Origin of the sequence: Actinoplanes sp. NPDC051859 (assembly GCF_044452725.1) — a bacterium.
Classification (GTDB): Bacteria; Actinomycetota; Actinomycetes; order Mycobacteriales; family Micromonosporaceae; genus Actinoplanes.
In genome coordinates, this window is the sequence record NZ_JBITBX010000007.1 from 235,244 (window position 1) to 249,682 (window position 14,439).

At 69.5% G+C, this 14,439-nt stretch carries 12 protein-coding genes; 6 read left to right on the forward strand and 6 right to left on the reverse strand.

Annotation, left to right across the window (positions count from 1 at the left end; translation table 11 throughout):
• Window positions 1-49: 49 nt before the first annotated feature.
• The gene (locus tag ACIA1L_RS19895; protein WP_396074288.1) at window positions 50-2,197 is read right to left on the reverse strand and encodes an ATP-dependent DNA helicase UvrD2; all 2,148 of its coding nucleotides are present in this window, start codon (window positions 2,195-2,197) and stop codon (window positions 50-52) included.
• Window positions 2,198-2,278: 81 nt separating this feature from the next.
• Between ACIA1L_RS19895 and ACIA1L_RS19900 the strand changes: the two genes are divergently transcribed.
• Window positions 2,279-2,521, forward strand: coding sequence for a mycoredoxin (locus ACIA1L_RS19900; RefSeq protein WP_396074289.1), 243 nt, complete (start codon window positions 2,279-2,281; stop codon window positions 2,519-2,521).
• Between the two features lie 83 nt (window positions 2,522-2,604).
• Here the strand turns inward: ACIA1L_RS19900 and ACIA1L_RS19905 are convergent, their stop codons facing one another.
• From ACIA1L_RS19905 to ACIA1L_RS19920, 4 genes are all read right to left on the reverse strand, one after another.
• Entirely contained in the window at window positions 2,605-3,912 is a 1,308-nt protein-coding gene (locus ACIA1L_RS19905) for a hypothetical protein (protein ID WP_396074290.1), read from the reverse strand.
• A gap of 153 nt (window positions 3,913-4,065) precedes the next feature.
• Window positions 4,066-5,070, reverse strand: a complete 1,005-nt coding sequence (gene nudC, locus ACIA1L_RS19910; protein WP_396074291.1) for an NAD(+) diphosphatase — start codon at window positions 5,068-5,070, stop codon at window positions 4,066-4,068.
• Window positions 5,067-6,386, reverse strand: a complete 1,320-nt coding sequence (locus ACIA1L_RS19915; RefSeq protein ID WP_396074292.1) for a M16 family metallopeptidase — start codon at window positions 6,384-6,386, stop codon at window positions 5,067-5,069. Before ACIA1L_RS19915 ends, nudC begins: the two co-directional genes overlap by 4 nt.
• A complete protein-coding gene (locus tag ACIA1L_RS19920; RefSeq protein WP_396074293.1) occupies window positions 6,383-7,690 on the reverse strand; it encodes a M16 family metallopeptidase in 1,308 nt (435 codons plus the stop codon). Before ACIA1L_RS19920 ends, ACIA1L_RS19915 begins: the two co-directional genes overlap by 4 nt.
• A 130-nt stretch (window positions 7,691-7,820) precedes the next feature.
• Here ACIA1L_RS19920 and ACIA1L_RS19925 point away from each other — a divergent pair, with 130 nt between their 5' ends.
• The 5 genes from ACIA1L_RS19925 (at window position 7,821) to ACIA1L_RS19945 (ending at window position 13,427) form a co-directional block, all read left to right on the forward strand.
• Entirely contained in the window at window positions 7,821-8,174 is a 354-nt protein-coding gene (locus tag ACIA1L_RS19925) for a hypothetical protein (RefSeq protein ID WP_396074294.1), read from the forward strand.
• A gap of 3 nt (window positions 8,175-8,177) precedes the next feature.
• Window positions 8,178-9,449, forward strand: a complete 1,272-nt coding sequence (locus ACIA1L_RS19930; RefSeq protein ID WP_396074295.1) for a YqgE/AlgH family protein — start codon at window positions 8,178-8,180, stop codon at window positions 9,447-9,449.
• Window positions 9,446-11,524: an SIR2 family protein gene (locus tag ACIA1L_RS19935; protein WP_396074296.1), complete on the forward strand. Its 2,079-nt coding sequence runs from the start codon at window positions 9,446-9,448 to the stop codon at window positions 11,522-11,524. Before ACIA1L_RS19930 ends, ACIA1L_RS19935 begins: the two co-directional genes overlap by 4 nt.
• Window positions 11,525-11,583: 59 nt before the next feature.
• A complete protein-coding gene (locus ACIA1L_RS19940) occupies window positions 11,584-11,958 on the forward strand; it encodes a hypothetical protein (protein ID WP_396074297.1) in 375 nt (124 codons plus the stop codon).
• A gap of 404 nt (window positions 11,959-12,362) precedes the next feature.
• Complete coding sequence (locus tag ACIA1L_RS19945; RefSeq protein ID WP_396074298.1) at window positions 12,363-13,427, forward strand: hypothetical protein; 1,065 nt, start codon at window positions 12,363-12,365, stop codon at window positions 13,425-13,427.
• A gap of 29 nt (window positions 13,428-13,456) precedes the next feature.
• Here ACIA1L_RS19945 and ACIA1L_RS19950 read toward each other — a convergent pair whose 3' ends face one another.
• Complete coding sequence (locus tag ACIA1L_RS19950) at window positions 13,457-14,329, reverse strand: hypothetical protein (protein ID WP_396074299.1); 873 nt, start codon at window positions 14,327-14,329, stop codon at window positions 13,457-13,459.
• Window positions 14,330-14,439: the final 110 nt, after the last annotated feature.

A 14,439-nucleotide genomic window follows, 5' to 3' on the forward strand; every position in this document is an offset into this window, starting at 1 on the left:
GCACTGAGGCTATGCCGTCCCTTGCAGGGGAGGCAAACGAATTAACGCACTAGTTTTCAAAGTTTTCTGCGGCGAGGTCTGCGGGGGTCGCTCCGCCGACCAGCGCGAAGACCGCGGCGCCGTACTGGCCGAGTTTGCGGCCGCCGATGCCGGCGATGGCCAGGAGCTCCGGCGGGGTGGTCGGGCGGCGTTCCGCGATGGCTACGAGGGTGGCGTCGGTGAACACCACGTATGCAGGGACTTTCTGCTGGGCGGCGGCGTGTGCACGCCACTGGAAGAGGCGGTCGTGAAGGTCCTGGTCGAGGTCGGAGGGACAGGTGGGGCAGCGGCCGAGTTTGCGGTCGGCGCCGGCGAGGAGGGTGGCGCCGCAGATTCGGCAGGACACGATCTGGGAGGGCCGGGTGCCGGTTTTCCGACTCGCGGAGCTGCTGGCCTTCTCGAAGGTGCGATGTCCGGTGCCGGTGCCGAGCTGGGGCAGAAACCGGCACGGGCGCCGGGTGCGGCCGCCGCCAGCTCTGAGCTGGCCGTACGAGAGCCAGAGCCATTGCCGCGCGCGGGTGACCCCGACGTAGAGCAGGCGGCGTTCCTCTTCGAGCTGGTCGGGAGTTTTGGCGTACGTGGTGGGCAACGTGCCGTCGGCGAGCCCGACCAGGAAGACCGCGTCCCATTCCAGGCCCTTGGCGGAGTGCAGGGAGGCGAGGGTCACGCCCGCCACGGTGGGGGCGTGCTGTTGGTCAGCCCGGTGGGCCAGTTCCTCGTTGAAGGCGGAGAGAGAGACGTCGCGTTGCACTTTTCCGGCTTCGCCCACGGGCAGCAGTGCGGGGCTGCGTTCGTACTCTTCGGCGAGGGCGACTAGTGCGGCGAGTGCCTCCCACTGTTCACGCTGCGCCCCGCCTGCCGGGGGCTTGTCGCGGGCCCAGCCGGTTGCGGCGAGGGCGTCGACGACGGCCTGGACCAGGGGCGTTTCCCCCGGAGTCAAACGTACGGCGGCACGCAGCGCGATCATGCCCTGGCGGATCTCGGTGCGCTCGAAGAACCGTTCGGCGCCGCGGACGACGTACGGGACCTCGGCCTCGGCGAGCGCCTTCTCGTACGTCTCCGACTGGGCGTTGGTGCGGAACAGCACAGCGATCTCACTGGCCGGCGTGCCCGCGCCGATCAGCTCCCGGCAGCGACGGGCGACGGCGACGGCTTCGGCGGACTCGTCCGGGAAGATTTTGAGGTCGGGTTCGGCGCCGGGCGGGCGCTGGCCGATAAGTTCGAGGCGGAGCTTGGCCTCGGTGCCGCGGGCCTGTTTGATGACCGCGTTGGCGAGACCGACGACCTGCGGGGTGGAGCGGTAGTCGCGGACCAGCCGCACCACGACGGCCTCGCGGCGCTGGCGGGGGAAGTCGACCAGGTACGACGAGGTGGCGCCGGTGAACGAGTAAATGGTCTGACTGGCGTCGCCGACCACGGTGAGGTCGTCGCGGCCGCCCAGCCAGGCGTCCAGCAGCCGTTGCTGCAGCGGGTTGACGTCCTGGTACTCGTCGACGACGAAGTGCCGGTACTGCGAGCGGACCTGTTCGGCGACGTCCGGGTGTTCCTCGATGCCCCAGACCGCGGCGCGCAGCATGTCCTCGAAGTCGATCACGCCCTGGCGGCGTTTGAGCGTTTCGTACGCGGCGAACACCTCGGCAACTTTCGCCGCTTCGTACGGTGGCTCGCGGAGCGCTTTGGTGGCGGCGACGACGTATTCGCCGGGCTCGACCAGCGACGATTTGGCCCATTCGATCTCGCTGGCGAGGTCTCGGGCGGCGGTGCGGTCGGCGCGCAGCCCGGCCTTACCGGCGGCGAGCGTCACCAGGCGGGCTTTGCTTTCGACCAACTCCGGCATGTTCCGGCCTTCGAGGAGCCGGGGTGCGAAGTAGCGCACCTGGCGCAACGCGGCGGCGTGGAAGGTGCGGGCCTGGACCCGGCCGGCTCCCAGCCCGGTCAGCCGCGCGCGCATTTCGGCCGCGGCCCGGGCGGTGAAGGTGACCGCGAGCACGTGCCGGGGGCTGATGTCACCGGACAACGTTCGATAGGCGATCCGGTGGGTAATCGCTCTCGTCTTGCCCGTGCCGGCACCGGCGAGGATGCAGACCGGCCCGGCCGGGGCGGTCACCGCCCGGCGCTGGTCGGGGTCGAGGCCGGCGAGAACCCGTTCCGCTGTCACAACCGGGAATCATGTCACCGGGGTCTGACGTTTGAGCGGGTGGCGTACTGCCAAGTGACATCCGCGAAGGGACACGAACCGATGTTGACCATGTACTCGACCCCCTGGTGTGGCTACTGCCACCGACTCAAGTCGCAGCTGGACCGGGAGGGGATCGCGTACGAGGTCGTCGACATCGAGCAGGACCCGACGGCCGCCGACTTTGTGATGCAGGTGAACGGCGGAAACCAGACGGTGCCGACGATGCGCTTCGACGACGGATCGGCGCTGACCAACCCCTCGATTGTCCAGGTCAAAGAGAAGCTGGCCGCGCTGTCGGCCTGATTGACCGACCGCACGAAAAGCGCCGTGGGCGCGGGCCGAAGCCCACGCCCACGGCGTTGATGTTTCTCAGGCGATCAGTCGCGTCAGAGCGCGGACTTCTCGTCTCCGGGGGTCACGAGGACGACCCGACGACGACGCGCGCTGATCATCAGGAAGCCGCCCACGGCGACCACGGCGAGACCCGCGCCACCGATGAGGCCAGCCTTGGCACCGGTGACCGGCAGACCGCCACCGTCGGTGCTGCCACCGGCCTGGTTGTCGGTGCCAGCGGGCTTGTCAGCGACGGGCTTGTCGGCGACGGGCTTGTCACTGCCACCGCCGCCGTTGGTCTTGCCCACGAAGACTACGAACTGGTCGGAGTTGTCGCTCTTGTCGACCTCGGGCGCCGTCTTGCCGGGCTTGACGATCGGGGACTGCGCGGCCTTGTCGGCCGGGGCCTCCTCGGCCTTCTCGCCAACCAGGCCCTCAGGCAGCTCGGCGATGGCCTTGGGCGCGGCGGGAGCCTCCACGGCGGGGGCGGCGGCGAGGATCGCGTCCACCTTCATCGTGCCGGTGAGGTCCTTGGGGGACGGCGCGTTCTCGGCGACCTTGACGGTGTGGAAACCCTTGATGGCCGAGTAGACGTTGTCACCAGGGTTCTTGTCCTGGTCGGCGGGCGCCAGCGGCAGCTTGTCGTATTTGCACGTGGCGACGGTCTTCGCGGCGTCGTAGGTGCAGCCGTCCAGCTCGCCGGCGAAGGTGACGTGCTCCGGCAGCTTGAGCTCGAAGGTGACACCGTCGACGGCCACGTCGCCCTGGTTGCCGACCTCGAAGTTCACCTTGCCGATGCCACCGGGCGCCACCAGCTTCTTGGCGCCGTTGGCGTCGACCTCCACGTCGTCGGCCTGGGCGTAGAGGTCCGGACCGCTGACGCCGACCTCGACATCGACGCCACCATTGGTGGCGTCGTTCTCCTCGTTGGGGTCTTTGCCCTCGTGCGCCACCGCAGCGACCAGCTTGCCGGCGTTGCCGGTGCCCCCCAGGCGGGTCAGCGTGATCGGCAGGTCGAGCGACACTCCCGAGGCGATGTCGCCGATGATGCAGGCGAACTTCGCGCCCCGGACCTCGCACAGCTCGGCGTCCAGCACCTCGAGCTTGACCTTGCTGCTGATCAGCCGCTGACTGTCGAAGACGATGACGGTTCCGACGGCGGTGTTCGGGCCGTGGTTCTTGATGGTCGCCTTGATGACCTTGCCCGAGCTAGTGGCGGCGATCTTGGTGCCGGTGATCGTCAGCTCGAGGTCCGCGACGTTGTCAGCGGCCCGAGCGGGCGCGCCGAAGGCAGCCAGAGAGCCAGCGGCCAGCGCCGATGCGGCCGCGGCGCGAACGAAGAGGTTGAAGCGAGAGTTCACGTGTTCCCCCGTGTCGGTGGCAATGACCGCCGCACCATAAACAGGAACCCGAACCGCCGCTACCTACGAGTAACTGGGCTTAGTCCGCTTTGTCGCTTTGCTGTAGATATAAGTTCACCAATTTTGTCGATCGTGGCGATGATCACTGCCAGGTCAGCGTCGATCCCGCGGGGCGAAGCCGCTCAGCCATCGTTCGACCAGATAGAAGGCGATCGAAGACCGCATGGGCAGGCTCATGCGTACGCCGGAAGCCGGGTCGGTGTAGTCGCCGGCGATCATCGCGGTGACGTCGGCACGGGTGAACCAACGGGCTTCGTCGATCTCCTCCGGGTCAACGACAATCGGCTGGTCACGGTCGGCCTCGGCGGTGAAGCCGAGCATCAGCGAGCCCGGGTACGGCCAGGACTGGCTGCCCTCGTACCGCAGGGAGCGCAGTACGATGCCGACCTCCTCGCGCACCTCGCGGACGACGGAGGCCTCCGCCGACTCACCGGGCTCGACGTAGCCGGCCAGGCAGGAGAAGCGCCGAATGTCGTCCTTCTGCGGCCAGGCGACGTTGTGGCCGAGCAGGCAGCGGCCCTCCGGCCCGGGAACACCGTCGTGCACCAGGACGATCATGGCGGGGTCGGTACGCGGCCACAGCTGACCGCCGTCGCCGTCGACCCGGGACCAGCCCGCCTCCGCGACGGTGGTGGGCTGGCCGGAACGCGGCGAGTACGGGTGGGACACATGCCAGTTGCCCAGGGCGGCCGCCGTGGTGAAGATGCCCGCGTCGCGTGAACTCAGTCGGTCGCCGATGTCGCGCAGCGTGCGCGGCTCGGCACCGTCGACCTCGGGCAGCGGGGCGTCGACGGCGAAGACGGGTACGCCGGCAGGGTCGACCCCGAGGAAGAGGCGTTCGCCCTCGGGGGCCGTGTCGGCGCCGACGAGCACGAGGGCGGGCTTGCCCTCGGCCACGCCGGTCACCAGGGCGCGGCCGCCCTTGGCGATGTCGATGACCAGGACCGCGCCGGTTTTCCAAGCTTCGGCGAGCCAGTCCGCATCCTGGCGGTGGTAGGCCGCCCGGTCGAGCGCCGTCCGCGCTAGTGGCGGCCCGTCGAAGCCTGGCTGTTCCCGCACGTCGGGCTGTTCCGCACCGGACAGCGACTGATTGCTCACGCGACGCCGCGTTCCACCGGGGTCAGAGCGGAAAGCTGGCCCTCGATGAGGTCGGCGTCGCCGAGCACCACCGACACTGCCTGCGCCGGGGCGAGGTAGCGCGCGGCGACCTCCGCCACCTGCTCGCGGGTGGCCGACGACAGCGCCGCCGAGTGCTGGGTGAGGTAGTCCAGTCGCAGCCCGAAGCTGGCGTAGATGCTCGCCAGCCCAGCCAGGCCCGCCTGCGTCGACATGCCCAGGCGCAGGGTGCCGAGGGCGTACCGGCGGGCCTGTTCCAGCTCGTCCTCGCCCGGCGGCAGGCTCGCGATCCGACCCAGCTCGTAGAGCGTCTCCAGCATCGCCGGGCCGGTCACCTCGGTGGCTACCTCCGCCGCCACCACCAGCGACGAGCCGGCGACGAAGTGCTCGATCGCGGTGTGCGGGCCGTACGTGTAGCCCTTGTCCTCGCGGATGTTCTCCACCCAGCGCGACGAGAAATAGCCGCCGAAGACCAGGTTGGCGAGCTGCAACGCGGCATAGTCCGGGTCGGTGCGCGGCACAGCCGGCAGCGCCATCCGTACGGACGACTGCACCGAACCGGGCCGGTCGACCAGCAGCAGGGGGCCGAGTTCCAGCGCGGGAGTGGCCGGGACCACGGCGTCGCGTCCGGCGCCAATCCAGCCGTCGAGGGCTTTCTCCGCCGCGTCGATGGCCTTCTCGACGTTGATGTCCCCGACCAGCACCAGCACTGCGCCGCCGGGCCTGACCCGGTCGGCATGCAGGGCACGGAGCTGGCCCGGTCGGACGCCCTTGACCTGCTCCGGCTCCGGGGTTTGGACCGCGTACGGGTGGCGGCCGTACATCCGCTTGAGCAGTGCCGTGCGGGCGAGGTGCGACGGCTGGCTCTGGGCGACCTGGATGTGGTCGACGAGCCGGTCCCGTTCGGTGGCGACCTCATCGGCCGGGTACGCCGCGTCGGTGAGCACGCCGGCGAGGATCTCCAGCACCCGGTCGAGGCCGGCGGAGAGGGAGTTGCCGGTGACGAGCAGCGTGTCCGGGTCGAGTCCGGCGGACAGTCCACCGCCGACCGCCTGCAGCTCGGCGGCGATGTCGACGCTGGACGTGGTGGCCGTGCCGGTGAACAGGGCCTGCGACAGCAGGGTCGCGCGGGCGAGCGGCGCGCGCCCGAACGGGATGCGCAGCCGCAGCTCGACCAGCGGGACGGCCGGGCGCCGGATGGCGATGACGGTCAGTCCATTGCTGAGCGTGCGCTCGGCCTGCTTGGGCAGCTTGATCTTGGAGTCCGGCACGAGGTCCGGCAGGGTCCTGACGCTCACTTGTCGACTCCCGGGACGACCTCAACGGTGGCACGGCCTTCGGGCCGCAGGGTGGCGGCGGCCGCGACGACCTGCGCCTCGGTCACCTCGCCGACCAGCTTGGGCAGTTCGTTCAGCAGCTCCGGTGTGCCGCGCTGCAACTCGAGCACCGCCATCGGCAGCGCCCGGCCGAGCACGGCGTCGGTGTCGCGGAGCAGGTGGGTAGCCATCCGGGCCTGGGTGCGGGCGAGCTCGCCGGGCGTCAGCCCCTTGGTGGCGAGCCGGTCCAGTTCCTCGTCGACGACCCGGAGCACCTTGTCGGCGTCGCCGCCGGGCGGCAGGTGCGCCTGCAGCAGGAAAGCGGTCGGGTTGCGAACCAGGTACTCGTCGCCCATGAAACCGAGGTAGCCGCCGACGCTGGTGACGATCCGGTCCCGCTGGACCAGCCGCTCGACCAGCCGGGAGGCGTCGCCGTCGGTGAGCACCTCGGCCAGCACCACATAGGGCAGGTAGGCGGCGAAGTCGGCGATCGGGTCCGGCACCCGCCAGCCCGCGGCGATCGCTGGGAGCGGTGCGAGCTTGTCGACGTAGCTTTCTCGGCGCTCGGCGGTCACGCCGGGCTCGTCGAAGTCGGGCAGCTTGGGCTTGGGTCGCTTCGGGACGTCGCCGAAGTGCCGCTTGACCAGTTCGACGGTGGCGGCCACGTCGAAGTCACCGGCCACGGCCAGCGTCGCGTTGCCCGAGGCGTAGTACTTCCGGAAGAACTCCTCGGCCTCGTCCACCGTCGCGCTTTCGAGGTCGGTGAAGGAGCCGTAGCCGTCGTGCGCGTTCGGGAAGGTCTCGAACATCACCGGGGGCAACTTCAACCACGGGAAGCCACCGTACGGGCGGTTGAGGACGTTGACCCGGATCTCTTCCTTGACCACGTCGACCTGGTTACGCAGGTTCTCCTCGGTGAGCCGGGGGCCGCGCATCCGGTCCGCTTCGAGGAAGAGCGCCCGTTCGAGTGCACCTGCGGGCAGGATCTCGAAATAGTCTGTGTAGTCCAGGTGGGTGGAACCGTTGAAGCTGCCACCCGCACCCTGCACGTGCCGGAAATGGGCGAGCTTCTCCAGGTTTTCCGAGCCCTGGAACATCAGGTGTTCAAAGAGGTGCGCGAAGCCGGTGCGACCTTCCGGCTCGGACCGGATGCCGACGTCGTAGACCACGGCCACCCCGACGACCGGCGCGCTGCGGTCGGGCGTGAGGACCACCCGCAAGCCGTTGTCGAGGGTGAACCGTTCGACCGGGTATTTCGTCGCGGGGATCTTCACTCTGCGGGCCACCTGAAGAATCTAACCCCCCTCCACCGGATCCGATGGGTACGCCCGGTCACCGGCACCCGGCGGAGTGCTAGCTTTCGCTTACGCAAGACCACGAAGTCGGTAAATGCATCGATATGAGCGAGGGGTCTGCATGCCGGTGGAGCTGCGACTGGAATGCGCGTCGACGGCGGACGCCGAGTCGTTGTATCGATGGCTGCGCGGCGAGCAACAGGTCCGCGTCGACGGCCGACTCGCCCGCGCGGAGAGTCCCGACTCGGAGACCATGGGCACGCTGCTCGACGTGCTGACCCTGATCATCGGGAGTGGCCTGTCGGCCGGACAACTCGCCCTCGCGGTGGCGTCCTGGCAGCAGTCCCGGCACCCCAGCCCGCACGTGACGATCGTGCACAACGCCGCGGACGGCACGACGACCCGGCTCGAGGCCGAGGATCCGCGCGCCCTTGCCGCCGCCCTCGAAGAGTTGCAGAACCGCGAACAGCGCTGACCGATGAGTGACGTGGCGGACCCGGCCGTTTCCCAGGTCGTGCTGATCGGCGTTTCCGCGTACCGAAAACTGTCTCCATTGCCCGCCGCCCAGCGCAACGTGACTGACCTGCGCGACCTGCTCCGCGGCGAGGCACTGTGGGGGGTGCCCGCGGAGAACGTCCACGTGCTCACTGATCCCGAGGACCCCGCGGAGGTCAGCCGGGCGATCCGGCGGGCGGCCGCCGTCACCGGCCGCGACGGGCTGCTGCTGGTCTACTTCGCGGGGCACGGGCTGGTCGACGCGGACGACGACCACCTGATCCTCGGCCTGCCCGGCTGCGACCCCGAAGTGCCCTACGAGCGCGGGGTCCCGTACGAATGGATCCGCCGCGCGGTCGCCGACACCCGGGCCCGGCGCCGGGTCGTCATCCTGGACTGCTGCTATTCCGGCCGGGCCGGGGCGGAGATGGGCGGCGACAGCACCGGCACCGATGCCGTCGCCGACAAGGCCGAGGCGGCCGGCACCTGCCTGCTGGTGTCCGCACCCGCCAACCGGCCCGCGATGGCGCCGCGCGACGAAGTGCACACCGCGTTCACGGGTGAGCTGATCCGGCTGCTGCGCGACGGGTTGCGGCCGCCCCCGCCGGAGGTCCCGCCACCCGCGCTCACCGTGCACGCCATCTGGCGCACGGTCCGGCGGGCCATGCTGCGCCGCGGGTACGAGCGCCCCGAGCTGCGCGCCCGCGACGCCGGCGGCGAGATCTCGCTGGTGCACAACGCGGCCGCGCCCCGGCACGATCTGGCCGGCAGCGTGCTCTATGCGGCGCCCTGGTTCGTCGATGACGACCTCGGCCAGCGGGCGCTGCTCGTGCTGCGGCACAACCGGACCGGCGCGCTCGGCGTGTGCATCACCCGGCCCTTCGGCGACCTGCCGGCCGACTTCCCCGGCCACTGGCGCCCGCTGCTGCGCAACCCGATGATGCTGTTCCACGGCGGACCGGTCGCCCAGGACGGCTACATCGTGGTGACCCTGCTGCGGGCGGGCGCCCCGAAGCCGCTGCGGTTCACGCCGGTCCGCGATCGGCTGGGCACGATGCATCTCTCCGGTGTCCCCGAGAACGTCTCGGCGAGCGTCGATGCGATGCGGGTCTTCCGCGGCTACCTCGGCTGGCGGGCCGGGGAACTGGAGGAGTACCTCGACCGGGGTGCCCTGATCGCGAGCCGGCACACCTCGCGGCAGGTCTTCACCGAGCGGCCCGGCGAGCTCTGGCAGTCGTTGCAGGCGGGCCGATGACGGCGCGCGAACCGGAGCCGGCCGGGACCGGCCTGAGCCCCGGCGAACTGCTGCTGCTCGACCGGCTGACCACCGCACTGGACGACGTGGACCAGATCACCCTGATCGTCGGCTCCGGCCTCACCGCACAGACCGTCCCGCGGGTGCACGGCATTCTCGAGATCGCCGAAGGGTACGCCGCCGGGCGCAACGACGACGGCGCGCTGGAACGGGCGCTGGCCCAGGCCCGGGCCGAACTGGTCGGAGCCCGGCCGATCGACGTGTACCGCGCGTACCGCCGGGTGTTCACCGACTGGGTGTCCGGCGACGCGTTCGACGTGATCGCGCAACAGGCGGTGCTGAAGGCGTACGCGGCGCCGGACCCGATGGAGTCGCCGCTGGCCACGCACGGGCTGGGGCAGCGCCTCGAACGCGGCATCGGCGAGGGCGTGGAGAACGACCGCTTCTCCTGGCTGCTGCCACGCGGCGTCCAGGCGCTCGGGCACCTGCTCGCGCGGATCCCGGAGGCGTTCGACCATCGGGTGCTGACCACCAACTTCGATCCGCTGCTGGAGATCGCCATCCGGGACGCCGGCGGCCGGGCGGTGAGCCTGCCGCTCGACACCCGGGGCGGCTTCGGGCACACCGGCGGCTCCGACGGCGCGGTCCGGGTCTTCCACCTGCACGGCTTCTGGCGGCCCACCCTGCACGTCCGCGGGCCGCAACTGCTGCACGACCCGGCCCGCATCTACGGCAACACGCCGCTGGTGACCACCACGGCCGACCTGATCCGCGGCGACACCGTCTGCGTGATCGGCAGCAGCGACTGGGCGGGCACGATCGCCGCGGCGCTGGCCCGGACTCAGCCGATGCGGGTGCTGTGGGCGCTCGGCGACGCGGACGCGGCCACCGCACTGGCGACCGCCGCCCGGCTGCGCGACCAGACCGGCGCCGACGTCGAATGCTTCCCCGGTGTCGACTCGGACCGGTTGTTCCCGGCCCTGGCCGAACGGGCCGAGGTCACGGTGCCGCCGCGCGCGACCGGCCTGCAGAACCGGGTCCGGCACCACAGCTGGGAGCGGCAGCTCGTCACCCAGCCCGGCATGCTGCCGCCCCGCGACGTGCCCGGCCTGCTGCTGCAACTGGAACGGCGGTTCGGCTGGGTGACCCAGCTCAGCGGCACCGTCCAGCCGATCCGACTGCTCTGGCCGGTCCGGCTGCGCGCCCGCGCATCGGTGATCCACATGGTGCAGGCGTTCGTGGCGGGCGCCCTGGCCCGCCTCGGCGTGGAGGTCCGCGTCTGCGTGGACGACGTCGGCTCGCGGGACCACGACGCACAGACACAGTTCCGGGCCGATCTCGACCGGTGGATCGACCACACGGGACACGGCGCGGTCCGCGACTTCGTCAGCCTGTCGGATTTTCTGGACCTGAGTGCCCGCGCACCGGCCGCGGACACGCCGGAAGCCCTGCTGCGTCCGACGGATCCGTGGTCGGTGGCGCGCACCTTCTACGGCGACCACAACCCGTCGCTCTACAGCCTGCTGGCGGCGGTCAAGGCCGTGCCCAACCTGACGTCGTGGGACGAGCTGGAGAAGAACGCCTGGCCCATCCTGCAGTCGTTGCTGCGGACGGATGCCAAGAATCTGCTGACGCCGCTGACGCTGTGGCCGTACCTGAACAGCATGCTCCTGGAGAGTGCGACAAATGACGTGATGACGCTGGGCGGGCGCGACGAGGCGATCCTGTGGGCGCAGTGGCGGCAGACGTTCGGGCTGGGGCCGGGGCATTTGTACAACCCGTACATCAAGAGTCTTCGGCATGACGCGCACATGCTGCGCTGGTCTTCGCGGGAGGAGCTGGGCCGGCATCTGCAGCGCACCCGGGAGCTGCCGGGTTGGGACGCGGAGGGCAGTTACATTCCCTGGCTGTTCCAGAACGCGCTGCTGCTGCCGGGCTATCTCAACCAGGAGCCGGTGCCGGAGACCGACGACTTTCCGTTGGACTCGTGGGCGGCGTTCGTCGCGGCGATCGAGGACGGCAAGCCCGTCCTCGACGGTCTCGCCGCCCGGGTGACCGACCTTTTTCTCCGATGAAGCACGAGCTGTCCCTCCGGCGGTCGCGCTCTTGCGAGGACGGAGCTAGCGTCGAAGTCATGACTGCATCCGTGCTGGCGCGCGCCGGACACCGCCCCGCGTCTGTCGACGACCATGCGGATCTGTGTGTCACGGCGCTCGGCCGGCCACTGACCGCGTATCTGGCCGGGGCGACGACCGTCCCCGAGTTCGAGTCCTGGTTCACCGCTCCCACTCGCCCCGGGTACGCGGTGCGCCGACGCCTCGCCGCCGCCGCCGAGATCGTTGGCGTGTTCGAAACCGCGAACCACACCGAGCTGGCCGCGGCCTGGCTGCGCGAAGTGGACGCCGACGGCTACGTGCCCGCGCGCGTGCTGCGGCTGTCCGAGGGCGACGAGACGAGCGTGAAGGCGCTGCTGGAAACTGCCTCGATGTGGTCCCGGGCGGTCCAGTAATCGCTGGTCCCGGCCCGCCGCCGTAATGCGCGCAAGAATGCAAGCATCGACATATTCGCGATGTTGCCCGCGCGCCTGGCGCAAGTGACAGAGGACACATAGGCTAAGCACAGCTGACGCCCGTCACAGCCCAACCGATATCACATTCGATATCGGCTCCACTTTTGCGATCAATGGAGACCACAGCTCCTTGATGCGCAGCTCGATGGACTACGGGCCACAAGCCCAGACTGTCCAAAATTCGTGCGAAGTCGTCCGCTGAATTCGACCACCATTCCCCGCGAAGAGAATCGGAGCGAAGCGCGATGTCACGCAGAAAATCAATCGCACTGGTAGCGACCGGAGCGACACTAGCCGCACTCGGACTGCACGGCACTGCGGAGGCCGCACAGACCCCCGCGGGCATGAATTATTCCATGGCGCAAGCGCTGGATAACTGTTATTTCGAGCAAACCTCGGGCGACATCGAATCGGCCTTCCAGAACTGGGGAATGTGGGAGAGCGCTAAGAGGTCCGGCGGCACCAAGGGATACTGCCGGAAGAAGGTGCTCGCACAGTTCGAAACCACCTCCTACCAGGTGAACAACAAGGCCCGCGTCACCCAGGATCTGGACAACTGCTGGACGACGCCCGGAATCGGCGGCTCCGGCGGAAGTGCCGTCACGGTTAGCAGGCAGACCTCGAACTCGACAGCCGTCGTGAAATCCAAGGAAACGACGACCGGATGGGAAACCGGGGTGGAGGTCGGCGGGAAGCCGACCGTCGATCTGTTCTTCGTCAAGTTCTCGGTCGATGTCAAAACGCACGCCAATGTCAGCGGCGGCACCTCGACGAGAACCGAGACCAGCAACGTGAAAATGGTCTCCGAAAGCGTCACTCTCACCGCTAACCCCGGCGAGAAAAAGGGAGCCTACGCGGTAGCACGCTTCCTGCAAACCAATGTCGCCCTGGAACAGACCTATTTCGACTCCACCGGCAAAGAATTCAACAGGGTGTCGACCGCGCAGCTCTTCTCACCTCTCGTCAATTCCGACGGCACCGCCGCGACGACCATAACGGTCGGCAACATTCCTTGTGTCGGCACCGTGTCAGGAATGGAATTCTGGAACAGCGGCAGCAGCAGAGTTGCCACGGTGAACTACACCGGGCAGCTCAGCGCGGTCGACGGTAACGCACGCTTCGAGCTCACCACCACCGGCTCGGGATCCAAACGGGCGCAGTGCAGCGTCGACTACAAGCTGTGGGCCTACGACCTGAACTGGAACACCCAGAACAACGGTCTCCCGGCGCTCACGGGAACCACGACCTGCGGCCTCTCGGACACCACGGCCAAGAAGATCGTCGCCGGCAAGCCCACCCAGCCCAACCAGCGGTGGCTGCTCCAGATCTGCCCGAAGTTCTCGGGCGGCCCCGGCCTGAAATGCCAGTCCACGGCGGCTGTCAGCCCGGTCTACAACCCGCTCACCTAGCGACTGTTCATCGTGTGCCGCACGTGGAGTCACCGGCTCCGCGTGCGGCACTGTTCCCATCCCGGGGTAGATGCAGGCCGGCGGGCGCAAAGGCGGCGAGCATGCAGTTGAGGTAGCGGTTCGCGTGCCCGGCCAGATCCACGTGCGCCCGGGAGTGCCGCAGGACCACGCTGCGCAGGCCGAGCCGGGGACGAACGTCCGCTTGCCGCCCGGGGCGACGTCCGCCACGGCAAGATCGCCCCTTCGGACTGATCAGCGGGTCGAGTGGGGCGCCAGGTGCGTGCCGGCCAACCGGATGTCGATCGCGACGCCCTCGGCGTCGGTCCGCCGGACCACCTCGTCGAGCACGTCCCCGCACGGCCGCCCGGGGCGAGCAGCGCTGCCTGCCGGGCTCCCGCGGCCTTGCCGACCGGCACGATCACGTGCAAGGCCCAGGTCGTCACACCGAGCCGGACGAGCAGGTCGCGCAGCCGCAGCAGCGCGTCCACCGAGGAGTTGCCGGCGGAGACCACCGTCTGCACGCCGCACGGCACGCCCGGATCAGCGGGGCGGACCGGCTGGATCGAGCGCCACGCGGTCGCGAAACATGTGATGACCAGCAGCTCGGTGATCGCCGGCAGCGCTTCCAGCCGCCCGATCACCGACCGGCCGAAGAAGGCGCGCCGGGGCGTCTGCGGGTCGGTGTCGCAGATGCCCAGCTCAGCGAGGGCGCTGACGGTCTCGCTCGGCGCGACGACGCGGGCGATCCGGCAACTCAGTCGCCGGACGACTGCCTCGTGCGCCGGGTCGAGGGCGAAGAAGTGATCGCGCCGGGGGACATAGGCGATCGGCCCGCGAATCCGCACCCCGGGCGACAGGCGGATGGCCTGTGACGTGCGACGACGCTCGGTGAGAGCGAACACGCTGGGAATGCTGCCACAGCTCGGGCCTTGATTTGTTCACCGCCTGGCCGTCTAGTCGCGTATCCGACAGCGGGTCCCACGATGCGGTGCGGGCTTGACGCACTAATCCC

What these genes read in the sequence shown, in the direction of transcription:
- ACIA1L_RS19935 (WP_396074296.1), top strand. Translation starts at nt 9,446, where the DNA reads ATGACGGCGCGCGAACCGGAGCCGGCCGGGACCGGCCTGAGCCCCGGC.
- ACIA1L_RS19945 (WP_396074298.1), top strand. Translation starts at nt 12,363, where the DNA reads ATGAATTATTCCATGGCGCAAGCGCTGGATAACTGTTATTTCGAGCAA.
- ACIA1L_RS19925 (WP_396074294.1), top strand. Translation starts at nt 7,821, where the DNA reads ATGCCGGTGGAGCTGCGACTGGAATGCGCGTCGACGGCGGACGCCGAG.
- ACIA1L_RS19940 (WP_396074297.1), top strand. Translation starts at nt 11,584, where the DNA reads ATGACTGCATCCGTGCTGGCGCGCGCCGGACACCGCCCCGCGTCTGTC.
- ACIA1L_RS19900 (WP_396074289.1), top strand. Translation starts at nt 2,279, where the DNA reads ATGTTGACCATGTACTCGACCCCCTGGTGTGGCTACTGCCACCGACTC.
- ACIA1L_RS19930 (WP_396074295.1), top strand. Translation starts at nt 8,178, where the DNA reads ATGAGTGACGTGGCGGACCCGGCCGTTTCCCAGGTCGTGCTGATCGGC.